At 72.3% G+C, this 23450-nt stretch carries 20 protein-coding genes and 1 pseudogene; 13 read left to right on the forward strand and 8 right to left on the reverse strand.

Annotated features, from left to right (window positions below; genetic code table 11):
* Nucleotides 1-59: 59 nt before the first annotated feature.
* A complete protein-coding gene (locus tag ABGB21_RS00455; protein ID WP_347675913.1) occupies nt 60-653 on the forward strand; it encodes a pentapeptide repeat-containing protein in 594 nt (197 codons plus the stop codon).
* A 79-nt stretch (nt 654-732) separates the two neighbouring features.
* On the opposite strand, the gene ABGB21_RS00460 is transcribed toward ABGB21_RS00455, so the two are convergent.
* Together ABGB21_RS00460 and ABGB21_RS00465 are read right to left on the reverse strand one after the other, a co-directional pair.
* Nucleotides 733-2478 carry a hypothetical protein gene (locus ABGB21_RS00460; RefSeq protein ID WP_347675915.1) on the reverse strand — a complete coding sequence of 582 codons (1746 nt, stop codon included), beginning with the start codon at nt 2476-2478 and terminating at the stop codon, nt 733-735.
* Between the two features lie 194 nt (nt 2479-2672).
* Entirely contained in the window at nt 2673-3473 is an 801-nt protein-coding gene (locus ABGB21_RS00465; RefSeq protein ID WP_347675917.1) for an SGNH/GDSL hydrolase family protein, read from the reverse strand.
* Nucleotides 3474-3654: 181 nt separating this feature from the next.
* Between ABGB21_RS00465 and ABGB21_RS00470 the strand changes: the two genes are divergently transcribed.
* Nucleotides 3655-5463 (forward strand): proline--tRNA ligase, encoded by a 1809-nt coding sequence (locus ABGB21_RS00470; RefSeq protein ID WP_347675919.1) that lies wholly within the window; start codon nt 3655-3657, stop codon nt 5461-5463.
* A 317-nt stretch (nt 5464-5780) separates the two neighbouring features.
* Nucleotides 5781-6545 (forward strand): hypothetical protein, encoded by a 765-nt coding sequence (locus tag ABGB21_RS00475; RefSeq protein WP_347675921.1) that lies wholly within the window; start codon nt 5781-5783, stop codon nt 6543-6545.
* A gap of 19 nt (nt 6546-6564) precedes the next feature.
* Here the strand turns inward: ABGB21_RS00475 and rfbC are convergent, their stop codons facing one another.
* Nucleotides 6565-7170 (reverse strand): dTDP-4-dehydrorhamnose 3,5-epimerase, encoded by a 606-nt coding sequence (gene rfbC / locus ABGB21_RS00480; RefSeq protein WP_347675923.1) that lies wholly within the window; start codon nt 7168-7170, stop codon nt 6565-6567.
* Nucleotides 7171-7341: 171 nt separating this feature from the next.
* Between rfbC and ABGB21_RS00485 the strand changes: the two genes are divergently transcribed.
* The 3 genes from ABGB21_RS00485 to ABGB21_RS00495 are packed head-to-tail and all read left to right on the forward strand — an operon-like array spanning nt 7342 to nt 8939.
* On the forward strand, nt 7342-7767 hold the full coding sequence (locus ABGB21_RS00485; protein ID WP_347675925.1) for a CBS domain-containing protein: 426 nt from the start codon (nt 7342-7344) through the stop codon (nt 7765-7767).
* Between the two features lie 27 nt (nt 7768-7794).
* Nucleotides 7795-8241: a SufE family protein gene (locus ABGB21_RS00490; protein ID WP_347675927.1), complete on the forward strand. Its 447-nt coding sequence runs from the start codon at nt 7795-7797 to the stop codon at nt 8239-8241.
* A 20-nt stretch (nt 8242-8261) separates the two neighbouring features.
* A complete protein-coding gene (locus ABGB21_RS00495) occupies nt 8262-8939 on the forward strand; it encodes a DsbA family oxidoreductase (RefSeq protein WP_347675929.1) in 678 nt (225 codons plus the stop codon).
* 102 nt (nt 8940-9041) lie between these two features.
* Here the strand turns inward: ABGB21_RS00495 and ABGB21_RS00500 are convergent, their stop codons facing one another.
* Complete coding sequence (locus ABGB21_RS00500) at nt 9042-10124, reverse strand: helix-turn-helix transcriptional regulator (protein WP_347655460.1); 1083 nt, start codon at nt 10122-10124, stop codon at nt 9042-9044.
* Nucleotides 10125-10808: 684 nt separating this feature from the next.
* Here ABGB21_RS00500 and ABGB21_RS00505 point away from each other — a divergent pair.
* The gene (locus ABGB21_RS00505) at nt 10809-11024 is read left to right on the forward strand and encodes a hypothetical protein (RefSeq protein ID WP_347655461.1); all 216 of its coding nucleotides are present in this window, start codon (nt 10809-10811) and stop codon (nt 11022-11024) included.
* On the opposite strand, the gene ABGB21_RS00510 is transcribed toward ABGB21_RS00505, so the two are convergent.
* The 3 genes from ABGB21_RS00510 to ABGB21_RS00520 all read right to left on the reverse strand — a co-directional run bounded on the left by ABGB21_RS00510 (nt 10977) and on the right by ABGB21_RS00520 (nt 12489).
* Nucleotides 10977-11540, reverse strand: a complete 564-nt coding sequence (locus ABGB21_RS00510) for a YbaK/EbsC family protein (protein ID WP_347655462.1) — start codon at nt 11538-11540, stop codon at nt 10977-10979. The genes ABGB21_RS00505 and ABGB21_RS00510 overlap by 48 nt on opposite strands.
* Nucleotides 11541-11574: 34 nt before the next feature.
* Nucleotides 11575-11769 (reverse strand): hypothetical protein, encoded by a 195-nt coding sequence (locus tag ABGB21_RS00515; protein ID WP_347655463.1) that lies wholly within the window; start codon nt 11767-11769, stop codon nt 11575-11577.
* 132 nt (nt 11770-11901) lie between these two features.
* Nucleotides 11902-12489 carry an exonuclease gene (locus ABGB21_RS00520; protein ID WP_347655464.1) on the reverse strand — a complete coding sequence of 196 codons (588 nt, stop codon included), beginning with the start codon at nt 12487-12489 and terminating at the stop codon, nt 11902-11904.
* 149 nt (nt 12490-12638) lie between these two features.
* On the opposite strand from ABGB21_RS00520, the pseudogene soxR reads away from it, so the two are divergent.
* Nucleotides 12639-13073: pseudogene (gene soxR, locus ABGB21_RS00525) on the forward strand (redox-sensitive transcriptional activator SoxR); the annotation flags it as partial.
* Between the two features lie 290 nt (nt 13074-13363).
* Nucleotides 13364-17824: a cation-translocating P-type ATPase gene (locus ABGB21_RS00530; RefSeq protein WP_347676360.1), complete on the forward strand. Its 4461-nt coding sequence runs from the start codon at nt 13364-13366 to the stop codon at nt 17822-17824.
* 30 nt (nt 17825-17854) lie between these two features.
* On the opposite strand, the gene ABGB21_RS00535 is transcribed toward ABGB21_RS00530, so the two are convergent.
* The gene (locus ABGB21_RS00535) at nt 17855-18313 is read right to left on the reverse strand and encodes a sigma-70 family RNA polymerase sigma factor (RefSeq protein WP_347675931.1); all 459 of its coding nucleotides are present in this window, start codon (nt 18311-18313) and stop codon (nt 17855-17857) included.
* A gap of 272 nt (nt 18314-18585) precedes the next feature.
* Between ABGB21_RS00535 and ABGB21_RS00540 the strand changes: the two genes are divergently transcribed.
* The 4 genes from ABGB21_RS00540 to ABGB21_RS00555 all read left to right on the forward strand — a co-directional run bounded on the left by ABGB21_RS00540 (nt 18586) and on the right by ABGB21_RS00555 (nt 23367).
* On the forward strand, nt 18586-20538 hold the full coding sequence (locus tag ABGB21_RS00540; RefSeq protein WP_347675933.1) for a PPC domain-containing protein: 1953 nt from the start codon (nt 18586-18588) through the stop codon (nt 20536-20538).
* A gap of 228 nt (nt 20539-20766) precedes the next feature.
* Entirely contained in the window at nt 20767-21351 is a 585-nt protein-coding gene (locus ABGB21_RS00545) for an isochorismatase family protein (protein ID WP_347655467.1), read from the forward strand.
* Nucleotides 21348-22262, forward strand: a complete 915-nt coding sequence (locus ABGB21_RS00550) for a DJ-1/PfpI family protein (protein ID WP_347675935.1) — start codon at nt 21348-21350, stop codon at nt 22260-22262. The genes ABGB21_RS00545 and ABGB21_RS00550 overlap by 4 nt, the downstream gene beginning before the upstream one ends.
* 127 nt (nt 22263-22389) lie before the next feature.
* Complete coding sequence (locus ABGB21_RS00555) at nt 22390-23367, forward strand: aldo/keto reductase (RefSeq protein WP_347655469.1); 978 nt, start codon at nt 22390-22392, stop codon at nt 23365-23367.
* Nucleotides 23368-23450: the final 83 nt, after the last annotated feature.

The raw sequence follows: 23450 nt of genomic DNA on the forward strand, positions 1-23450 counted from the left end.
CCCCACGGTACGCCGGGCCGCGCCCGGAGAAGGTCGGCTCGGTCGGTTAGCGTCACCACATGGTGGAGCCGATCCGGGGCGAGATCTTCCGGCGCGAGGACTGGTACGGCGAGGAACTCACCGACCGGGCGTACGTCGACTGCGAGTTCCACGACGTCGACCTGACCGAGTCGGTCAGCCGGCAGGTCAGCTTCACGAACTGCACCTTCGGCAACGTCCGGTTCAACGCCTCCCGGCACACCGACTCGGCGTTCCTGCGCTGCACGTTCCGCCGCTGCAACCTCTTCGAGGCCGAGTTCACCGGCTGCAAACTGGTCGGCAGCGTCTTCGACCAGTGCGACCTGCGCCCGCTGACGGTACTCGGCGGCGACTGGTCGTTCGTCGGGCTGTCCGGCGCCGACCTGCGCGGCGTCACCGTACGCGGGGTACGGATGCGCGAGGCGGACCTGGCCGGGGCGAACCTGACCGAGGCGGTACTGGCCGACACCGACCTCTCCGGCGCGGTCTTCCGGGGCACCCGGCTGGTCCGCTGCGACCTGCGTGGCAGTGATCTCAGCACGCTCGACCCGACCGCCGTCGACCGCGCCGGCGCGATCATCGACGCCGAGCAGGCGATGGTGCTGGCCCAGACCCTCGGCTTCACTCTCGGGTAGTGCGCACCCGCGGTGCGGCCACCGACACGACTCGGCCCGCCGGTCCGGGCCGGAGCGGCGGGCCGAGTGTGCCGTCAGATCAGCTTGTCGTGGTGGCGACGAAGATGGTGTACCGCGCCGGCTGCGACTCGGTGCCGTCGGCCTGGATGCTCACCACCGAGAGCGTGAAGGGGCCGGTCCTGGTCGGGGTCCAGGTCACCGACGCCTGGCCGAGGGCGTCGGCGTCGACCGTCGTCGCGGGTTGGCTGGTCACCGTGTAGCGGTACTGCACCACTCCTGGCATCCGGGGGGTGAACGTGAAGACCCCGGGAACACCCACCCCGCCGGACGGACTGCCCGACGGGTAGTCGGTCGACGTGACGAACGGCTCGTTGGGGACCCGGAAGCTCGCCGTACGGGTTACCTCCAGCCCGGTGTCGGTCCGGCTGGTGACCGTCAGGGTTCGCTGGCCGCCCCGGTTGTCGACGAGGCTGACGGTGGCGACCCCGTCCGGCCCGGCCGGCACGGTCTGTGGCTCGTCCCCGTCGAGGTGGTAGTGGTACTCCACCACGCCCGGCATCCCGGGCCGGAACGCGAACGGCGTGACCAGGCCCACCTCGGTCAGCTGACCCTCGATGACCGGCGCGTTGTCGTTGACCCGGAAGTAGTGGTTCACGCTGCCGGACCGGTTCCCGGCGGCATCCACGCTGTAGACGGTGAGCCAGTTCGGGCCGGCACTCTGCGGCGTGATGGTGACCGTGGCGGTGCCACCCGGCTCGTCCGCCGCGACGTACTCGGGAAGGGCACTCTTCAACCCGTAGTAGAAGCCGACGACGTCCGCGACTCCGTTGGCGCCGAAGGTGAACTCACCCGGGATGCCGATGCCGCCGTACCAGCCGTCGTCGTCCGGATAGTCGGCGGAGACAACCGTCGGCGGCTGCGCCGGGGCCTCGTTGTCCTTCGTGAAGTAGCAGGTCTGGCTCCAGTCGCTGGTCGCACCCGCCGCGTCCGTGGCGCGGACCGCCCAGCCGTACGTCCGGTCGTGCCCGAGTTCCGCGGCCGGGAGTGCGAGCCACTGGTTGCCGAAGCCGGCCTGCCGTTCGATCCGGGCCTGCGGCTCGTCGACCGGCCACACCGCGAACGTCGGGTCCACCCACTCGTTCGCGTCCGGGTCGCTGAACGTCGCGGAGAGCGTCACGGTCCCGGCCGGCAACGTGACGTAGGGTTCGACGCTGTCGCACGGCCCGCCCGGGAAGGTGTTCAGGTCCTTCGGTACGTCGGGTGGGCTGTTGGATTCGACGCCGATCCGGACGCTGTCGAGCCAGCGGCCCTGGGCGGGATCGCCTTCCAGTTCGGCCGGCAGTCGCAGGGCCAGGGTGAGCGTGCTGCGCCCCTCGGTGAGTGCCTGACGCAGGCCGTCCGCGACGTCCCAGCTGACGTTGTACGGCGGGCAGACCCCGCTGATCGAGCGGGTTTCGAGTCCGAGCAGCGCGGTGTCGGCCGGGGGTCGCTTCCAGTTCGAGCGGGTGGAGCGGTCCTCGGTCCGCCACACCTCGATCGGCGGTCGCTGCGCGCAGTCGACCGCGCGGCCCTCGCGAGCCCACAGGGTCGCGGCACTGACGGTCGCGGACCGGTACCGCGAGATGTCGAAGGTGTAGTACGAACGGCTGGTGTGCTTCCGCCCCCGCTCGTCCAGCGAGCTACCGACCGGGCCGGCCCCGGTACCGTCCACGTAGATCTTGCTGGGCCGGTGGCTGTCGGTGTAGGCCCAGGTGATCGGCGCGTCCGCCCGGTATCCGGCCGAGGCGGTCTGACCGGCTACCGCGAGCAGGCCGGCGGAGAGCATCAGTGTCGTCGCACCGGCCAGCAGACGGCCGCCTGTTCGTCTTATGTGGACAGAGTTGGAGCGCAGCGCCATACGGTGTCGTCCTCCGCGAGTTGATCCCGGACTTGGGAGCCGAAAGCATATCGACGTAGTGCGACACCGCGCGTACATTTTGTTGACCTCTGGAAACGGACGGCCTTAGCCGCCCGTTTCCGTTAGTGGATCGAGCGGTCGTCGGTCCACGGCAGGTCGGTGAACGGGGCCAGTTCCGGACGCTTCGCGGTGATCGTGTCCCCGGACGACTTCCCGGTCAGCCGTCGCTTGATCCACGGCGCCAGGTGCTGACCGGCCCACCGCAGGTCCGCACCCCGCGCGGCCAGCCACGGCGCCGGTGCCGACTCGGGCGGTACGACCAGCCACCGTTCGTCCGCGGGTAGGCCGAGGGCGTCGAGCACCCGGGCCGCCACCCGACGGTGTCCGGCGGCGGAGAGGTGCAGCCGGTCCTCGCTCCACAGTGCCGGATGCCGGAAGACGTCGTCGGCGAAGAGGTCGACCAGCATCGCGCCGTGGCGGTGCGCGGTCTCGCCGACGGCCTGGTTGAGCACCGCCGCCCGGGGGCCGACGATGCGCTGCCCGGGGAGCCGGCCGCTCAGGTCGGCGAACCGGAACAGCAGTACGTCGGCGCCGCTGGCCCGCAGCTCGCCGACCACCCGGTCGAAGCGTTCGACCAACGGCGCCGGGTCGAAGTTGCGGCGCAGTACGTCGTTGCCCCCGGCGGCGAAACTGACCAGGTCGGGTCGCATCGCCAGGGCGGCGGGCACCTGCTCGTCGACGACGTTGCCGAACAACCGGCCCCGGATCGCCAGGTTGGCGTACCCGAAGTCCGGACCGGCGTTCGCGGCCAGGGTGGCGGCGACCAGGTCAGCCCAGCCCCGATAGCCGTCGCCGGTCGGATACCGGTCGTCGAGTCCCTCGGTGAAGCTGTCGCCCACCGCCACGAAGCTGCGCCAGCGCATCCCGCGCCCCCCCCTCGCCCTACTCCCCAAAGACCGTCGGCCAGTCTGACAGTCGCACCTACCCACGGGTAGGCCCTGCGGTCGAAGGTGACCGGCGAGACATTCCGTGGGCTGCGGCTCCGATCCGACACCGCCGACAAACCTGGGTGCCCGTTGACCGGAGCGGTACTACGCTGCCCGAATGCTGCTACGGATGTCCACCCTGTTCCTGCGTACGCTGCGCGAGGATCCGGCCGACGCCGAGGTGCCGAGTCACCGGCTCCTGGTCCGGGCCGGGTACGTCCGCCGCGCCGCTCCGGGCGGATACACCTGGCTGCCGCTGGGTCGACTGGTGCTGGACCGGGTCTCCCAGGTGGTCCGGGAGGAGATGCTGGCCATCGGGAGCCAGGAGGTGCTCTTCCCGGCCCTGCTGCCCCGGGAACCGTACGAGACGACCGGCCGGTGGACCGAGTACGGCGACGACATCTTCAGGCTGCGGGACCGGCGCGGGGTGGACTACCTGCTCGCTCCCACCCACGAGGAGATGTTCACCCTGCTGGTCCGGGACACCTACTCCTCGTACCGGGACTTCCCGGTGTCGCTGTTCCAGATCCAGACGAAGTTCCGGGACGAGGCGCGGCCCCGGGCCGGGCTGCTGCGGGGACGCGAGTTCCTGATGAAGGACTCGTACTCGTTCGACGTGGACCAGGCCGGGATGCGGGCCGCGTACGACCGGCACCGCGCCGCCTACCAGCGGATCTTCGACCGGCTCGGGCTGGACTACACGATCGTGTCGGCGACCTCGGGGGCGATGGGTGGTTCCGCCTCGGAGGAGTTCCTCGCCGCGAGTCCGGCGGGCGAGGACACCTTCGTCGGCTGCACCTCCTGCGGTTACGCCGCCAACACCGAGGCGGTGACCACCCCGGCCCCGCCCGCCGGTGACGTCCACGCGCACCCGCCGGCGCAGACCCATGACACGCCGGACACCCCGACCATCGAGTCGCTGGTGGCGCTGGCGAACGCCCGCCGGCTCGGCGGCCGGAGCGACTGGACGGCGGCCGACACCCTGAAGAACGTCGTCGTCTCGGTACGCCGTCCCGGCGTCGCGGAACCGGAGCTGCTGGTCATCGGTGTGCCCGGGGACCGGGAGGTGGACCTGCGGCGGCTCGACGCGGTACTCAGCCCGGCCACCGCCACCCTCTACGACTGGAACACCCCGGCGGCCGACCCGGACTCGGACACCGACACCCGATCGGCACCGGCCGCTCCCGAGCTGGTCCGGGGTTACATCGGTCCGCAGCTGCTCCACAAGCTCGGCATCCGTTATCTCGTCGACCCCCGGGTCGTACCCGGCACCTCCTGGTTGACCGGGGCGAACGAGCCGGGCCGGCACGCCGTCAACGTGGTCTGTGGGCGTGACTTCGTCCCGGACGGCACGGTCGAGGCCGCCGAGGTCCGGGCCGGGGACCCGTGTCCGGCGTGCCGGCCGGGGGCGTTGACCATGCGGCGGGGCATCGAGATCGGGCACGTCTTCCAGCTCGGTCGCCGTTACACCGACGCGTTCCGGGTCGACGTACTCGGGTCGGACGGCAAGCCGGTCCGGTTGACCATGGGCTCGTACGGCATCGGCGTCTCCCGGGCGGTGGCGGCGATCGCCGAGCAGCACCACGACGAGCGGGGGCTGGTCTGGCCGGCGGCGGTCGCGCCGTGCGACGTACACCTGGTCGCGGCTGGCAAGGGCCCGCAGGCGGAGGCGGCGGTGGAGCTCGGCGGGCAGCTCGTCGCCCGGGGTCTGCGGGTGCTGGTCGACGACCGCGCCCAGGTCTCGGCCGGGGTCAAGTTCGCCGACGCCGAGCTGATCGGTATCCCGCGCACCGTCGTGGTCGGCCGCCGCTGGACCGACGGGTACGTCGAACTGCGCGACCGGGCCACCGGCGAACGTGTCGAGCTGACCGTGCCGGAGCTGGTGGAACGGCTCGCTGCGCCGAGCCCGCACCAGCCGGCGAGCTGAATTGCCACGAATACCATCAAGGCAGCGTAAGCGGCATTTCATCCTGATGATCGTCAATGTGAGCGGACCACGACCGGTGCCTGCGCCGGGTTATAGTCAGCGGTCCCCCTACTTGATCATCAATGAGGTGAACCATGTCCACGGACCAGATCGGCGGCCCGTCGGGGAAACCCCCGACGGGCGACGCCGCAGGTTCGACGACCAGTCCGCCGGCCGAAGCCGAAGCGGAAACACCAGCCGGAGCAGAAACACCGGCCGGCCCGGAGACCGCAGCCGGAGCGGAGACCGCAGCCGGCCCGGAGACGCCAGCCACTGAGGTGGCGACCGCAGCCGGCCCGGAGACGCCAGCCACTGAGGCGGCGACCGCAGCCGACGCCGCGCCGGACGTGGCCACCATCCCGGACGGCACCCCGGCCACCATCCCGGACGGCGTCCCGCCCGCCGATCCGGACGACCTCGCGCAGCCCGGTGGACCGGCCGACCGGCCGAAGAAGAAGTGGCCGCTGGCAGCCCGCGTCGCGATCGCCGTGCTCAGCGCACTTGTCACGCTGGCCCTGATCAACGGCGGCAAGTCCGTGCTGCGGTCCCTCGTCGACAAGGACCACATCAACAACGTGGCAGCCGGCGACTGCCTCCGGGAGTCCCGCACCGACCGGAACTCGCCGTACCGGATCGTCGGCTGTGACGACGCCGCAGCCACCCACAAGGCGCTCGCGGTCGTGGACGGCAGCGGCGACTCCTGCATCCATGTCGCCGGCGCCACCCGCTCGGTCACCAACCGCGCCGGAAACGTCTGCCTCGGGCCGAAGGACGTCGACCCGGCCAAGGCGGTCAACGTGGCGAAGGAGGGCGACTGCCTCGGCCAGAACGGCGACGAGGCGCAGCGGGTCGACTGCTCCGGGGCGGACGCCGAATACACCGTGCTGAAGCGGATCGTCGGTGTCCCGGCGGCCGATACCAAGACGGCGTGTGACGACGTACCGGGTGCGGTCGGCACCTACTCCTGGGACTGGGAGTCCGAACTGACCGCCAACATCCTGCCGGGTGTTGTCGACGTCCTGCTCTGCCTCGGCGAGCGGTAGCCAGCCACCATCGGCGGGACTACCGCCGGAGGGTCTGGTAGAAGCGCTGGCACTCGGCGTAGTCGGGCAGCAGGCCGGCGTCGCGCAGGTCCGCCAGGGTCGGGGCGTCCGCGTCCCGGGTGGAGAGGATCGGCGTGACGTCGTCCGGCCAGGTCAGCGCCAGTTCCGGATCGTGGACGCTGACCACCCGCTCTCGGGTCGGGGTGTACCGGGCCGAGCAGAGGTAGTTGACGACGCTGTCCTCCTCGATCGCGATGAACGCGTGGCCCAATCCCTCCGACAGGTAGACGGCACGGTGGTCGACGGTGTCCAGGCGGGTCACCTCGTGCCGGCCGAAGGTCGGTGAGCCGACCCGCAGGTCGACCACCACGTCCAGCACCGCGCCGCGCGGACAGGAGACGTACTTGGCCTGCCCGACCGGTACGTCTGCCCAGTGCACCCCCCGGATCACACCTCGCCGGGAGACGCTCTGGTTGACCTGCGCGACGGTCAGCTCGAAGCCGAGCGCGTCGGCGAAGACCGTCGCGTCGTAGCAGATCTGGAGACTTCCCCGCTCGTCCGGGAACGACTGTGGCAGGAACTCCCACGCACCGGGAATGGACAGCTCGGTGGCCTTCACACGCACCTCTTGAGAGTCACGGGGGTGGTCTCCGGCATGTCGGGGTAACCGCACGATACCTGCTGGACAACGCAGAGTGGCCGGTCGGAAAGCTGACTGGTGTCAGGCTGTCAACAAGCGGGTACCGGGTGGTATCGGGAAGAGCCGGGGTGGACCCCGGGTGGTTCGGAGGCGACGGTGGCTGAGGTCAAGGTCCGCGACGTGATGACCAGAGAGGTGATCTACCTGCCAGCGGCGACCCCGCTGGACGAGGCGGCCAGCGCGATGCGGGACGCCGACATCGGGGACGTGGTGGTGACCGAAGGGCCGACCCTGCTCGGCATGGTCACCGACCGGGACATCGTGGTCCGGGCGGTGGCCGAGGGACGGGATGCCCGGCAGACCACTCTCGGCTCGATCGCCACCCGGGAGATCGTGATGATCGAGCAGAGTTCCAGCGCCGCCGACGCCGCCGCCCTGATGCGGGAACGTTCCGTACGCCGGATCCTGGTCTGTGACAGCGACCGCGAACTCGTCGGCATCGTCTCCCTCGGCGACCTGGCGATGCGCCTCGACCCCGCATCGGCGCTCAGCGACATCAGCGAGGCCAGCCCCACAGCCTGACCCCGGTCACCTCGGTAGCCTGGGGGCATGTCGTCGCAGTCCACGCCCGAGTCGATGCCCCCGAAACTGGCCGAGATCGTGGCGGAGTTCGCCACCGCTCCCCGGGACGTGGTGCTGGAGATGCTGCTGGAGTTCTCCGACGCGGTGCCGACGCTGCCCGCGCACCTGGCCGACCGGGCCGGCATGGAGCAGGTGCCGGAGTGTCAGACCGCGTTTTTCCTCCGTGCCGAGGTGGCCGTCGACCGGACCGTCACCACCTGGTTCGACTGCCCGCCGGAGGCTCCGACGACCCGGGCCTTCGCCGGCATCCTGGCCGAGGGGCTGGCCGGGGCGAGCGCCGAGCAGGTACTGGCCGTACCGGACGACCTCTACCAGCGGATGGGGCTCGCCGAGGCGATCAGCCCACTGCGGGTACGCGGCGGCAACGCCATCCTGGCCCGGTTGAAGCGGCAGGTACGGGAACAGATCGACTGACCGTCGGGTTGTGCCGTTCCGTGGAGATCGAGATCTACGCGGACGTGGTCTGCCCCTGGTGTTACATCGGTACGCGTCGGTTGACCGAGGCGCTGGAGTCGTTCGACGGCGAGGTCAGTGTCCGGTACCGGCCGTTCCAGCTTGATCCGTCCCCGGTGCCCGAGCCCCGGCCGACGCTGGCGATGCTGGCCGAGAAGTTCGGCGGGCCGGACCGGGCCCGGCAGATCACCGAGCACACCGCGTCGGTGGCCGCCGGCGCCGGCCTGGAGCTGCGCTTCGACCGCGCGGTGACGGCCAACACGTTCGACGCGCACCGCCTCGTCTGGTTCGCGCAACAGCGCGCCGACTCCGCCGCCGCCCAGGGCGCCGGCTCGGTCGAACCGCAGGCCGGCCCGGCCGAGCTGCTGAAGGCGCTCTACCGGGCACACTTCGTCGACGGGGTCGACGTCGGATCGCGGGCGGCGCTGGCCGGGGTCGCCGCGGGTGTCGGGCTTGACGAGACCGAGGTACGTCGGTTCCTCGACTCGACCGAGGGCGCCACCGAGGTGCGGGCCGCCCTGCGGGAGGCGCACGAACTGGGGGTGACCAGCGTGCCGATGTTCGTCCTCGCCGGCAGGTACGCCGTCGCCGGCGCCCAGGAGCCGGAGACCCTGCTCGCCGCCCTGCAGGAGGTACGACGCCGCGAGGCCGGCTCCTGACGTCGTCCGGGTCGCCGCCTGTCACGGGCGGCACCGGGTCCGGCGACGTTTCACGTGCAACAGTATCGACATTCATCGACACCTACGTCCGGCGGACGGTGGTCACGTCACCGCGGCGGCCGTCCGTTCGACCTCGGCGAGCATCAACCGCAGCGAGAGGCTGTGCCGGTGTGCGGGCAGCCGTTCCATCGCCTGCCGGGCGTAGCCGAGCCCGCCGGCCGCGTCCCCGGCGGCGGCCATCATCAGGCCCCGGTGCAGCTCGATGTGGGTGGCGAAGCGCGGCAGACTGGCCGGCCGGGTCCGGTCGGCGGCCTCCTGCGCGGCCAGCGCCCCCGGGTGCCCGAGCCGGGACAGCAGCATCGACTCGAAGGTGTGGAACCGCCACTGCGGCACGGCGAAGTCGGAGATCTGCTCGTCGCTGCCGACCGTGTCGAAGACCCGACGGGCGTCGTCCATCGTGGACCGGGCGGTGCCGGAGTCACCCCGGCATGCGGCGACGTGCGCCTGCGCGGTCAGCGCGTTGAGCCGGCCCAGGGTCGGCCGCTCGGAGAGCGCGACCGCCTGCCCGGCGAGCCGGGTCGCGACCGACAGGTGCGTTCCCTCGTACGCCAGGGCGAGGGCGGCCCGGCCGCGTACCCAGACCCGGGTGGCCAGGTCACCGGAGCGGTCCGCGGCGAGCGCCGCCATCTCGTACGACCGGATGGCGCCCCGGTTGCCGTCGTTGTTCGGCAGGGTCTTGCCGTGCACGGTCATCAGTCGGGCGGCCACCGCCCACAGGTGCGGGTTGTCCAGTTCCTGTTGCAGTACGACCAGGTCGGCGGCGAGTCTGCCCTGCAGTTCGGCCGCACCGAGCGACATGTAGTCCTGGCCGTAAGCCTCGGCCCGGGCCACCCAGTCGTCGACTCCGCGCCGGGGTCCCATCGCGGCGGCGAAGCCGTGCTGGACCAGCTCGGCGACGGCGGAGGGGACCACCACGGCCGCGACGAGCACCAGGGCGTTCCTACGCTGCACGCTGTCTCCCAACACGCGCTCGTAGGCCAGCACGAGATCGGGGGTGGCCGGCCGTTTACCCAGCTCGACGTTGCAGAGGTGGCTCTTGCTGTAGTTGGTCCTGGCCGCCATCTGGGTGAGCGTGACCTCGGCGTCCGTACGGGCCATCCTCAGCCTTGCCCCGACGTGATCCATCGTCTACCGCCTGTGCGCTCTGGAAAACACCTGAAAACCGCGCCTACTATCGGTAGTGCTTTGGTTACGGGAATGTGGTGATGTGGATCGCTTCCGCTCGATGTGGTGCCGGTCAATGTTCTACCGCGTCCCGATGGCAGAACGTAAGTGGACGGTCACCGTTAATCCACACCGGGCGGTCAGCTCCGCAGCTGGCGGGCACGATGTGCCACGACGTCCTCGGGCCTTCGGCGTCGGAGTGTCGTCGTGTCCGCCGCCCCTCGGGGCGCACCCCCCGACGCCCTTCCCCCGGGTCGGGTCGCGTCCCACCGGGTGCGGCGGCCGTGCCGGCGGCCGCCGCACCCCTCGTACCGTCCGACCTGGACCGCGCACACCGCCCGATGCCCCGGACCGGCCCGCCCGCTAGGTCACCGGCCGACCGCCGGGCCGCACCACCGGATCACGCACCGCCGAGCCCGCAGCCGAAATTCGCACAGCCGGATCACGCACCGCCGGACCCGCCAGCCGCACCGCCGGACCCGCCAGCCGCACGGCCCGACCCCGCAGCCGGACCGGTCTGTCCGGCCCGGCCTCCGCCGGCCCACGCGGCACCGACGGATGTGGTAGACATCGACATCCGTACCACGGACAGATCGGCGGGAGCGGTCCGGGCCCGGCCTGACGGGACGGAACGGAGAGTGGCGGATGAGCGATACGACGCTGTGCCTGCCGTGCACACTCGCCCTGCGCCCGCCGGTGACCGAGGCGCCGCACGGCTGCCCCGGTCGGCTGCAGATCGTCTCCGGCACCGGCCAGGTCAGGGTGTTGCGCTGCGGATGTCCGGTGTGCTGGCCGGAACGCTCCGCCGACCGGTCACCCGACGGGTCGGGCCAACCCCTCGACGACCTCGGCGCCGGGTAGCAGGGCCAGCGCGGGGCCGGGTAGCACGACCTTGCTGTGTCGGACCCCGGAGCCGACGACCACGTACGGAGTGTCGACCACCCGCGCGTCGACCAGGACCGGCCAGGTATCCGGCAGCCCGATCGGGGTGATCCCGCCGTACTCCATGCCGGTCAGCTCGACCGCGTCGGCCATCGGCGCGAAACTCGCCTTGCGGACGTCGAGATGCCGGCGTACCACGCCGTTGACGTCGGCCCGGGTGGTGGCGAGCACCAGACAGGCGGCGTACCGGATCGCGCCCTCCCGCTTGCCGGCCACCACCACGCAGTTCGCCGAGACGTCGAGCCCGACGTCGTACGCCGCGCAGAAGGCGGCGGTGTCGGCGAGGGTGGCGTCGATCGGCGCGACCAGCACCTGGTCGACCGGCACCGACGCGTCGGCGGGCCAGCGGCCGAGGGCGGCGGTCACCGGCGCGGCGAGCAGGTCGGCCCGGCTCGCGGCCGGTTCCGTCTTCAGCGTTCCCAGCACGTCCGCCATCTTCGCACCGGCGGGGCCAACCGCCGGAAGGTGGTCAGCTGCCGGCCAGGAACGCGTTGTCCGGTACGAGGGTCCGGGCGATCAGCCGGTCCCGCTCCGGAGCCTGCTCGGCACGGATCCGCCGCAGCTCCATATCCTCGAGGGCGTGCCGGACGGCGACCCGGATCACGCCGTACAGGAAGACAAAACCGCAGACGTACATGACCGCCGCTATCGCCAGAAAGACCATGTCCGCAGGGTAGGCAGCAACCAATCAGGAAAAAGTCTCATCTCTGGTCCGGTCGCCCGGTCGGGTGCCCCGGCGACGACGTCGACCGGCAGCGTCGTACCCGGATCCGGCCGGGTCACACGGTCCGGCCGGTCACCGCGGTGGCCAACCCTCCGCCCGGCCCGCGCCGCCCTCGCGCTCCCGCAGCACCGCGGCGAAGACCTGGGCCAGCTCCGCCGCGTCCTCGCCGGCGTGATGGGTGTGCGGCAGCCCGGTCAGACCCAGCGCGTTCTTGATCTTCCCCTTGTGCGTCCTCGACCACTCGGCACCGGTCAACCCCATCCAGTACGAGCGCAGATCCACGCCCGAGCCGGTCGCCCCGAACGGGCTGTGGCCGACGAACCGGACGAAGTACCAGTGCACGAACATGCCGTCCCAGACCGCCGGGGCGGCCAGGAAAACCGGCCGACCGATCCTGCGCAGCCGGTTCACCCACCCGGCCGCGGCGGACATCGCCGCCTCGGCGGGCGGGGCCTCCCGGAGCAGCCGGTCCCGGTCCAGCCCGGAGACGGCCAGCGCGGCCGGCACGAACTCGTCGGAGATCGGCCGCAGCTCGGTGTAGAAGGTCAGCTCCGGCCGGCCGGCGACCGCCATGCCGAGCGACAGCATGCTGTACGGACCGGGGATCGGTCCGTCCGCCTCGACGTCGACCGCGACGTACAACTCGGGAAGATCAGCCATGCCGACCAGCCTGCGACGGGACACCGTCCCGGTCCACCGGGTTTCCGCCGCCGCAGCATCGAAAACCCACCGACCCGGACGTGACCGGTCGGCACGGACGTGACCGGGAGTACCTCAACATTGGTTCGGGTACTGGATAGGCTGGCCGGGTGCCCGAACTGCCGTACACCCTGACCGTCGGCCAGGTGTCCCAGCGCAGCGGGGTGGCCGTGTCGGCCCTGCACTTCTACGAGGCCAAGGGCCTGATCACCAGCACCCGGACCAGCGGGAACCAGCGCCGCTACAGCCGGGACATCCTGCGCCGGGTGGCGTTCATCCGGTTCGCCCAGCGGGTCGGGGTGCCACTGTCCGAGATCCGTACCGCCCTGGCCAGCCTGCCCGAACAGCGCACCCCGAACCGGGAGGACTGGGCGCGGCTCTCCTCGAACTGGCGCAGCCAGCTCGACGCCCGGATCACCGCCCTGCGACGGCTCCGCGACAACCTCTCCGACTGCATCGGCTGCGGCTGCCTGTCGCTGGACCGCTGCGTGCTCTCCAACCCGCAGGACATGCTGGCGGCGTCCGGGCCCGGCCCCCGCCGACTGCTCGCCGGCCTGCCGACGGGCGACGACAAGCCGACCGGGCCTGACCCCCACGCCGTCCGACCGGACCGGTTCAACCCGAGCGGTCCGGCCCGACCGGTCCAACCCGAGCGGACCGACAGCGAGCCGGACAGGCGGACCGGACGGGACCGATCGGAGGCATAACCGCCCTCCGGCCGGGTAGGCAGCGCCGACCAGAGCTCCGGGAGGGTGACTATGGGCTACCCGAGTACGGCCGGCCACCGTAGCCGCGACGCGTGGCGGAGGAGCACGCCAACCACCGGCGTCGACCGATGACACCGCCCGGGCTGCGGCTGCCCGGCATCACCCTCGCCGGGGCCCTGACCCCCGGCGCCGTACCGGGCCTGGTCGCCAACGTCTCCCGTACCGCCGAGCACGTGGTGTCCCGGGCGGCCCGCGCCGCCGGGCTGACCCGCCGGGGAGTATGGTCCCGACCCGGCCGGCACCACATCGAGGTACACGGGGTCGCCCAGCCCGGTGCCGATTTGCTCGTCGCCCGGATCGAGGCGGCGCTGCAGGACCTTCCCGGGGTGCGTTGGGCCCGGGTCAACGCGCCGTCCGGCCGGGTGGTGGTGGCGGTCGGTCCGCCGGAACCCCGGCTGCGGGACCTGATCACGACGATCGCCGCCGTGGAACGCAGCGACGGGTCGGCGCTCGACCCCGACTGCCCGGAACCACATCCGCCCGAGGAGGGGCCGCGGAGCCGGCGTGCGGTGACCCGGCTCGCGGCCGACGCGGCCGGCCTCGGCCTGTCGGCGGCGGTCCGGATCATGCCGTTCACCCGGGCGCCTGCCGAACTCGCCGGCCTGGTCCGGGCGATCGACCTGCATCCGAGACTACGCTCGCTGGCCTCCCGGGGACTGCGCGGCGACCACCGGGCCGAGTCGTGGCTGCCGCTGGCCACCGTGTTCGCCCAGGGCCTGACCGGCGGCTGGGCGGGCATCGTCCTCGACGGCGCGCAGCGGATCGTCCAGTGGGGCGAGGCCCGGGCCCAGCTGGCCGCCTGGGAAAAGGCCGAACCGCTGCTCTCCGGAAGCCCCGAACGGGCCGCCGCGCCACCGCCGTACGACGAACGACCGGTACCGAAGCCGGACGGCCCGATCGAGCGGTACCTGGCCCGGGTGCTGGAGGCGGGGACCGTCGCCGGTGCCGCCGTACTCGGACTGGCCGGCCGGAAACGGGCCGCCGCGCTGGCCCTGTCCAGCATTCCCAGCGCCGCGGTCAGCGGCCGGGAGGCGTTCGCGGCCCGACTCGGCTGGCTGCTCGCCCGGCGCGGTGTGATCGCCATGGACCGCAGCGTGCTGCGGGAACTCGAACGGCTGGACACCCTGGTCCTGGACGCGGCCGCGCTCCGCTCCGAACGGGGTGCGCTCACCGACCTCGTCCCACTCGACGGCCACGATCCGGAGGAGGTGGCGGTCCGGGCCTTCGCCCTGTTCGACCCGGAGACGCCGACGGCGCAGCGGTCCGCCGCGGGCTGGACGCTCCGCCCGCTCGACGACCTGCCACCACCCGCCGCCAACCCCGACGTCGACCGGCTGCGTGGTGACACCGACGGGACCCTGCTCGGGCTGACCCACGACGGCACGCTCGCCGCCGTGGTCCGGGTGGCCGCAGAACCCGCACCCGGCATCGACGCGCTGCCGGCCGCCGGCCGCCGGGCCGGCCTGCGGCTGCTGGTCGCCGGCACCGAAGCCGACCGGGACCGGTACGGCTTCGCCGACGGACTGCTGCCCGGCGGCCCGGAACTCGCCACCTCGATCCGGTCACTGCAACGGGACCACGCGATGGTGGCCCTGGTCTCCGCCGACCCCCGGGCACTGGCCGCCGCCGACTGCGGCCTCGGGGTGTGGCACCCCGACAATTCGCCCCCGTGGGGCGCCCACCTGCTGGTCGGCACCGACCTGACGGTCGCCGCGCTGGTGGTCGAGGCCGCCGGACTGGCGCGTACGGTGGCCCGACAGAGCATCGCGCTGGCCGGCGGCGGCTCCGCACTCGGCGCGATCGCCGCGTTCACCTCCGCCCCGGCACAGCTGCCGAACCGGTCGATGATGGCGGTCAACGCCGCCGCCGGACTCGCCCTCGGACACGGGGTCTGGCGGGCCGGCCGGCTGCCGCACCGGCGTACCAGCACCTCGGCACCACCGACCCCGTGGCACCTGATGCCGGTCGAGACGGTGCTGAACCGGCTCGACGCCGACCGGGCGGGGCTGACCACCGACCAGGTCCAGGGCCGCCGGCGCGGTACGACCACCGGTGGGACCGACACCCTGGACCTGCCCCGGGCCTTTGTCGACGAACTCGCGAACCCGCTCACCCCGGTGCTCGCCGGCGGTGCCGCCCTCTCCGCCGCGGTCGGCTCACTTGCCGACGCCGCGCTGGTCGGCGGGGTGATCGGGCTGACCGCGCTGATCGGCGCCGGGCACCGGGTCTCCACCGAACGCTCGCTGGCCGAACTCCTCTCCCGTTCGGCGGTGACCGCCCGGGTCCACCGGGACGGCACCGAACGGGTGGTCGCCGCCGACGAGCTCGTCCCCGGCGACATCGTCGCGGTCGAGCCGGGAGACGCCATCCCGGCCGACTGCCGGGTGATCGAGGCCGACGGTCTGGAGACCGACGAGTCGTCGCTGACCGGTGAATCGCTGCCGGTGTCGAAGACCAGCCAACCGGTGGTCGCCGCCGACGTCGCCGAACGACGCTCGATGATCTACGAGGGGACCACGGTGGCGGCCGGACGCGGGCTGGCCGTGGTGGTGGCCACCGGAGCCGAGACCGAGGTCGGCCGGGGCATGGCACTGGCCGGCGAGGAGGCCCCGACCAGCGGGGTCGAGGCCCGGCTCGGCCGGCTCACCAGGATGTCCGTACCGCTCGCCGCCAGCTCGGCGGTCGCGGTCGCCGGGGCGGGGCTGCTGCGCGGCGTACCGCTGGTGCAGTCGGCCGGTACCGCCGCGAACCTCGCGGTCGCCTCCGTACCGGAGGGGTTGCCGTTCCTGGTCAGCGCCGCGCAGCTGGCGGCGGCCCGGCGGCTCGCCGAGCACGGCGCGCTGGTCCGCAACCCGCGCACGATCGAGGCACTCGGCCGGGTCGACGTGCTCTGCTTCGACAAGACCGGCACCCTCACCGAGGGGCAGCTGCTGCTCGCCGGGGTCGGCGACGGCGACCGGTACGCCGAGGTCGACCAGCTCGACCGGCGACTGCGCCCGGTCCTGGCCGCGGCACTGCGCGCCACCCCGGCGGCGGACCGGCCGGAGGAGGTCAGCCAGCAGACCGACCGGGCGGTGCTGACCGGTGCCCGCAAGGCCGGGGTCGGCACCGGCACCCGGACCCACCCCTGGCACCAGACCCACGCGCTGCCGTTCGAGCCGTCCCGGGGCTACCACGCCACCGTCGGCCAGCACCGGGGCGGATACCTGCTCAGCGTGAAGGGGGCGCCGGAGACGATCCTGCCGCGCTGCACCCGTCGCCACGGCGCGCACGGCGACCGGCCGCTCGACGAGGCGGGCTGCCGGGACCTGCGGGAGACCCTGGACCGGCACGCCGGGGCCGGTCAGCGGGTGCTGGCGGTGGCCGAACGGACCCTGCCCGGCGAGACCGTCACCGAGGACGACGTCACGGAGTTGACCTTCGTCGGCTTCCTCACCCTGGCCGACGGGGTACGGGAGAGCGCGGCGCCGGCGGTCCGCCGGATCCGGCAGGCCGGGGTGCACACCATCATGATCACCGGAGACCATCCGGCGACCGCGGCGGCGATCGCCGCGACGATCAGCCCGGACGGCGGCGACCAGCGGGTGGTCACCGCAGCCGAGCTGGACCGGCTCGACGACAACGCCCTCGCCGACCGGCTGGCCCGCACGGACGTGGTCGCCCGGTGCACCCCGACCCACAAGGTACGGATCATCCGGGCGCTGCAGAAGTGCGGCCGTACGGTGGCGATGACCGGGGACGGCGCCAACGACGCACCCGCGATCCGGCTCGCCGACGTCGGGATCGCGCTCGGCCGGCGCGGCACCCCGGCCGCCCGGGCCGCCGCCGACCTGGTGGTCACCGACGACCGGCTGGAGACCATCATCGCGACCCTGGTCGAGGGGCGGGCGATGTGGTCCTCGGTCCGGCACGCGTTGAGCATCCTGGTCGGCGGCAACCTCGGCGAGATCGCCTTCAGCGTGCTCACCGCCGCACTGACCGGCCGGTCGGCGCTGAACGGCCGACAGATGCTGCTGGTCAACCTGCTCACCGACCTGGCCCCGGCGATGGCGATCGCGGTCCGGCCCCCCGAGCAGCACCGGATGTACGGGCTGTTGACGGAGGGCCCGGAGACCTCGCTCGGTGCCACCCTCAGCCGGGAGATCGCGCTGCGCGCCGGCACCACCGCGCTCGGCGCCACCACCGGCTGGACGTTGGCCCGCTACACCGGCAGCCGGCGCCGGGCCGGCACGATCGCGTTGGCTGCCCTGGTCGGCACCCAGCTCGGTCAGACCCTGTTGGACGGTGGCCTGAGTCCGAGCGTGCTGGCCTCGACCGCCGGCTCGCTGGCGGCGCTCGCGGCCGTGGTGCAGACCCCGGGGGTGAGCCAGTTCTTCGGCTGCACCCCGCTCGGGCCGGTCGGCTGGGGCATCGCCGCCGGCAGCGCGGTCAGCGCCACCCTCGCCAACACCGCGATCGGCCGGCTGGTCACCCCGTCCCCGGACGGCGGCACGGCGACCGGGGACCCGGCGGGCCAGTCCGACGACTGAGCCCACCGGGTCCGCCCACCCGCCCTGCGGTCAGACACCCCGGGGCAACACCTGGTCCACCACCACACTCCGGTCCGGCAGCTCGGTGACCCGGGCGTACGCCCCGGTCGCCTCGTAGTACCGCAGCACCAGCACCGCGCGCTGCCGCCGGGTGAGCCGGGCCAGCGCGTGCTCCAGCACGACCTGCCGGACCACGCCGTCGGCGCCGTCCCGCGTCGGCTGGCCCTCGGGTACGCCTTCGAACGGCTGCACCACCTGGCGGCGCCAGCGCCGCCAGGAGAGGATCCGCTCGTTGTACATCACCCGGCGGACGTACGCCTCCGGGTCGCCCGCCGCCGAGACCTGACGCCACCGCGCGGCGACCTTGACCAGCGCCGCCTGCAGCAGGTCCTCGGCGTCGTAGTGCCGACCGGTCAGCAGGTAGGCCACCCGGGACAGTCGGGGCAGTCTCGCCTCGACGAACTCCCGGAAGCCGACGTCGTCATCCACGTTTCCTCCCGCCGCGATTCCGTTGCCAGGTACATGCCGGGAGGGGGTCGCGGGTTGGAAGCCGGGGCGGAGAATGCCGGCGGCACGCGCCGCCGTCCCGGGTGTCCCGGTACGGCTACGCCGCATCGGCGGAGAAAGTTGCACCAGGTGACAGAGTCCACAATGACACTCCCATATCTGACTGTTTCTATTAATTGCCCTCCCAGATCAGTACTGTCATCGATGCGTGTCGGTGGCGGGGGTCATCGACGTTGCACAACGGAGGGAGACACATGCGTCGACCTGTCGCAGCCCTGGCCACCGGAATCCTGGTGGCCGCGGTACTGACACCGACCAGCGCACAGGCTCAACCGGCGACCGCTGACGAGAACGGTCCGCCCGACTGGGCGGCGGCGGCGATCGTCCGGTCCGGGGGGATCTCCACGACGAAGTCGTCCGACACCGCCCGGCGACCCGCCGGGCCCAACCCGTTCCTCGCCCTGCTGCCGGACCCCGGCGCCGCCGACCACGCCGCGTGGCGGGACTACCTGAAGGCGAAGAGCGAACAGCGCGCCACGCAGTTGGAAAAGCAGCGGGCACAGCAGCGGGCCGCGGCGGCGAATCCACTGCTCGCCGACGAGAACGAACCGGCCGGGATCCGGGGCGGCAACGACAGCCCGGCCACCGCCCAGCGGATCGCCGGCTTCGGCACCGGCAAGAAGGACAACAACCGACTCCGGATCCTCGGCCAGCTCTCCCCGGAGCAGCTCGATCCGGAGGAGATCGCACCGACGCCGGAGGACGACGGCGCGATCCCGCTGGCCGGCGAGACCGGTTTCGGCGAGACCGCCGACGCGGTCACCGTATCGGCGCAGATCGGCGACGGCCCGCACGGCAGCGCCGGCACCGGCACCGGCACCGGCGACTTCGACTGGTACGAACTGACCGGCACCGCCGGCGACACCGCCACCTTCGACATCAACACGCCGACCGGTGACCTGGACTCGGTGCTGATCCTCGCCTCCGCCGACGGCGAGGCGCTGGCGTTCAACGACGACAGCGACGGGCTCGACAGCCAGCTGCGGTACACCTTCACCGAGGACGGCACCTACTACCTGCTGGTGACCGGATTCCCGGCCCTGCCCGCCGATCCGTTCGACCCGGCCAGCGGCGACGGTGCCGGCACGGAAGGGCCGTACACCCTGACCATGGACACCGCCGAGCAGGACGTGGACTTCTTCGCCGTACAGCTGCGGGTCGGCGACGTCGTCGGTGCCTCGGTCGAGGGGCAGGCCGCGCAGGTCACCGTCTACGACCCGCAGCGGCGTGAGGTACACGGCTCGGGCCAGGACGCGAGCGGCATCTACCCGCCGACCAGCCCGCTGCCCGGTGGCGGTAACGCGGTCACCGAGCATGTCGCGGACGTGGCGGGATGGCACTACGTCGGAGTCAGCGCCGGCAGCGGCAGGTACGACATCACCGTCGAGGCGTACCGGCCGGGGCTGGAGGGGCAGCGGCCGCGACAGACGATCTTCCTCGACTTCGACGGTGCCCGGCTCAACACCGCCATCTTCGGCGGTCCCGGGGTCCGCACGCTCAGCCCGCTGCAGGCCTTCCTCGGCCGGTGGGGCCTGACCAACGACGACGAGGACGCGCTGATCGACGCGATCATCGCGACGGTACGGGAGAACCTGCACCACGACATGGTCGAAAGCGGGCTGAACCCGAAGTACGACCTGCGGATCCTGAACAGCCGGGACCATGCCGACCCGTTCGGCCAGGCAAACGTCAGCCGGATCATCGTCGGCGGCACGATCGAGGAGTCCGGCATTCCGACCATCGGTATCGCCCAGTACATCGACCCGGGCAACTTCGGCACCGAGGACTCGGCGCTGGTGCTGCTCGACGTGCTGAGCGAGCCGGCCGGGCCGGACACGTCGCTGAACACGTACCTGACCGGGGAGAGCGACCGGATCGCCTTCGTCGGCCGGGCGGTCGGCAACGTCACCGCCCACGAGGCCGGCCACTACCTGGGTGACTGGCACGTCGACCAGTTCAACGACCAGCCGAACATCATGGACCAGGGCGGCAACTTCCCGGTCATGTTCGCCGTCGGCCCGGACGGTGTCGGCGGCACCGCCGACGACCCGGACGTCGACTTCGGCGAGGACGTCCTCAACCCGGGTGAGGGTTTCACCGGCGTCGAGGACACCCTGAGCCGGATCGCCCTCACCGTCACGCGCTAACCACCGACCGTCATCGTCGCCCATCGGTGACCTAACCTCACGGCCGGATCTCCGGCCCTGACCCGGGAGCCCGGGCCGCCCGCCGCAGCGCGGGACGGTCCGGGCTCCCGGCGCAATCCGGCCCCCAAGGCTCACCCCGGGGTGACCGGGATCGCTGACCGGATCGGTCCGGATCCGGGCACGATGGTGCCTGACCGCAGGCGACCCGGACGGGACAGGATCGGTGACATGCAGCGAGCCCTCGTCGTCATCGACGTACAGGAATCCTTCCGGCAGCGCCCGAACTGGGCGGCCACCTCGAACCCGGAGATCGTCAAGCAGGTACGGCGGCTGACCGAAGCGTTCCGGGCCGGCGACGACTTGGTGATCTGGGTACTGCACACCGAACCCGGCACCGACGACGTCTTCGACCCGGCGCTCGGCTTCGTCCGACTGATGGACGGGCTCGACCCGGCACCCGGCGAACCGGTACTGCACAAGACCTCGCACAACGCGTTCACCACCACGAACCTGCAGCAACTGCTGACCAGCGCAGGCATCCGCGAGCTGGCGATCTGCGGGATCCGGACCGAGCAGTGCGTCGAGACCACCACCCGGCTCGCCGCCGACCTCGGCTACCAGGTGACGTTCGTGACCGATGCCACCGCGACCACCCCGATCGAGCACCGGGACGCCCCGCCCGGCCGACCGCTGGCCGAGATCCTCGCCGACCCGCGCACCCTCGGCGTCGACGAGATCATCGCCCGCACCGAGTACGCCCTCGCCGGCCGGTTCGCCACCATCCGTACCGTGGCGGAGCTGGTCGCCGGGTGACCGTCGTCGTCTTCCTGCTCGCCGCCCGGCTGCACCTGCTCGACCTGGCCGGGCCGGCGCAGACCTTCTTCACCGCGGCCGACTTCGGTGCGGACTACACGCTGCACTACGTGGGCGAGCAGGAGGAGATCGGTACGGCACAGGACGTACCGCTGCGGGCCCGGGTCGACTGGCCCGAACTCGGCCGCGACGACCTGGTCGTGGTCCCCGGCTGTCGTACCTCCGGGCGGCCGTGGTCGCCCTCGTTCGGCACCGAGACACTGGAGCGGCTGGCCCGGCACCACGACCGGGGCGGCACGGTCGCCAGCGTCTGCTCCGGCGCGTTCGCGCTGGCCGACGCCGGACTGCTCGCCGGCCGCCGCTGCACCACCCACCACGACCTGCAGGAACGGCTGGCCCGCCGACATCCGTCCGCCACGGTCGTCCGCGACGTACTCTACGTCGAGGACCAGCGGGTGATCACGTCGGCCGGCATCGCCAGCGGCATCGACCTCAGCCTGCACCTGCTCGCGGTCCGGCACGGTCCCGGCTTCGCCGCCCGGGTGGCCCGGGAGATGGTGGTCTACGCCCGCCGCAACGGCGACGAGCGGCAGGCCAGCGCGATGCTGCGGCACCGGGGTCACCTCAGTGACGTGGTGCACCGGGTGCAGGACGTCATCGACGCCCGGTACGCCGACCGGCTCTCCCTGGCCGAACTCGCCGCCTCCGGTGGGGTCAGCCAACGGACCCTCACCCGGCTCTTCGCCGACGCGGTCGGGCTGACCCCACTGCGCTACCAGCAACTGCTCCGGGTCGAACGCGCCGAACACCTGATCGGCCACGGCACGACCGTCGAGTCGGCCGCCCGTGCGGTCGGCTTCACCGACGCCCGGATGCTGCGCCGGCTCCGCGCCCGTACCACCGCCGGGTAACCGGCGGGCGGCGGGCGACCACCGGGGTCCGGCGACGGTTACCGGAATCACCCGGCCGCACCCGCTCGGTACGCCCCGCCGAGCGGTATTTTCCGGACGAGGACGTCGATCGGGATGGGGAGTGCTGATGCGGTACGTACGGCTGGGCGGTTCGGGGCTGGAAGTGTCAGGCGTGGTCGTCGGCTGCATGAGCTTCGGCGAACCCTCCCGGGGCCCCCACCCGTGGTCGTTGCCCCTCGACGACGCCCGCCCCCTGGTCCGGCAGGCGATCGAGGCCGGGATCACCACCTTCGACACCGCGAACGTCTACTCGGACGGCACCAGCGAGGAGATCACCGGCAAACTGCTCGGCGAGTTCGCCAAGCGGGACGAGGTGGTGATCGCGACCAAGGTGCACGGGCGGATGGGGCCGGGTCCGAAGGGGGCCGGGCTGTCCCGGGCCGCGATCCTCACCCAGGTCGACGCCAGCCTGCGCCGGCTCGGCACCGACTACATCGACCTCTACCAGATCCACCGGTACGACCCGAACGTGCCGATCGAGGAGACGATGGAGGCGCTGCACGACGTGGTCCGGGCCGGCAAGGTCCGGTACATCGGCGCCTCCTCGATGTGGACCTGGCAGTTCGTCCAGGCCCAGTACGTCGCCGACCTGAACGGCTGGACCCGGTTCGTCTCGATGCAGAACCAGTACAACCTGATCATGCGCGAGGAGGAGCGGGAGATGCTCCCGTTCTGTCTCGACCAGGGCGTCGGGGTGCTGCCGTGGAGCCCGTTGGCCCGGGGCCGGCTCACCCGGGACTGGGACGCCACCACCCGGCGCAGCGAGACGGACCAGTTCGGCGGCCGGCTGTACCGGCAGGCCGAGGAGTCCGACCGGCGGATCGTCGAGACCGTCGCCACGATCGCCGCCGAACGTGGTGTCTCCCGGGCCCAGGTCGCGCTCGCCTGGCTGTTCCACCAGGCGCCGGTCACCGCCCCGATCGTCGGCGCGACGAAGCCGGAACATCTCGCCGACGCCGTCGCCGCGGTCGACCTCCGGCTCGACGAGACGGAACTGCACCGCCTCGAGGAGCACTACGTCCCGCGCAACCCCGAAGGCTTCTGAGCTGTCAGGAAGGGGCCCTTGTTATCGCTACGCCGCTGCGGCGTCGGACCACGTCCGGCGCGGACCAGCCGTCGGGCAGCGAC

This window comes from Plantactinospora sp. B24E8 (genome assembly GCF_039871735.1).
In the GTDB taxonomy this organism is placed as follows: domain Bacteria; phylum Actinomycetota; class Actinomycetes; order Mycobacteriales; family Micromonosporaceae; genus Plantactinospora.

Coding starts and splice junctions, on each gene's coding strand:
- ABGB21_RS00455 (WP_347675913.1), top strand. CDS start 60: ATGGTGGAGCCGATCCGGGGCGAGATCTTCCGGCGCGAGGACTGGTAC.
- ABGB21_RS00530 (WP_347676360.1), top strand. CDS start 13,364: ATGACACCGCCCGGGCTGCGGCTGCCCGGCATCACCCTCGCCGGGGCC.
- ABGB21_RS00545 (WP_347655467.1), top strand. CDS start 20,767: ATGCAGCGAGCCCTCGTCGTCATCGACGTACAGGAATCCTTCCGGCAG.
- ABGB21_RS00505 (WP_347655461.1), top strand. CDS start 10,809: ATGAGCGATACGACGCTGTGCCTGCCGTGCACACTCGCCCTGCGCCCG.
- ABGB21_RS00500 (WP_347655460.1), bottom strand. CDS start 10,124: ATGGATCACGTCGGGGCAAGGCTGAGGATGGCCCGTACGGACGCCGAG.
- ABGB21_RS00490 (WP_347675927.1), top strand. CDS start 7,795: ATGTCGTCGCAGTCCACGCCCGAGTCGATGCCCCCGAAACTGGCCGAG.
- ABGB21_RS00540 (WP_347675933.1), top strand. CDS start 18,586: ATGCGTCGACCTGTCGCAGCCCTGGCCACCGGAATCCTGGTGGCCGCG.
- ABGB21_RS00520 (WP_347655464.1), bottom strand. CDS start 12,489: ATGGCTGATCTTCCCGAGTTGTACGTCGCGGTCGACGTCGAGGCGGAC.
- ABGB21_RS00555 (WP_347655469.1), top strand. CDS start 22,390: ATGCGGTACGTACGGCTGGGCGGTTCGGGGCTGGAAGTGTCAGGCGTG.
- ABGB21_RS00460 (WP_347675915.1), bottom strand. CDS start 2,478: ATGCTCTCCGCCGGCCTGCTCGCGGTAGCCGGTCAGACCGCCTCGGCC.
- ABGB21_RS00515 (WP_347655463.1), bottom strand. CDS start 11,769: ATGGTCTTTCTGGCGATAGCGGCGGTCATGTACGTCTGCGGTTTTGTC.
- ABGB21_RS00465 (WP_347675917.1), bottom strand. CDS start 3,473: ATGCGCTGGCGCAGCTTCGTGGCGGTGGGCGACAGCTTCACCGAGGGA.
- ABGB21_RS00470 (WP_347675919.1), top strand. CDS start 3,655: ATGCTGCTACGGATGTCCACCCTGTTCCTGCGTACGCTGCGCGAGGAT.
- ABGB21_RS00510 (WP_347655462.1), bottom strand. CDS start 11,540: ATGGCGGACGTGCTGGGAACGCTGAAGACGGAACCGGCCGCGAGCCGG.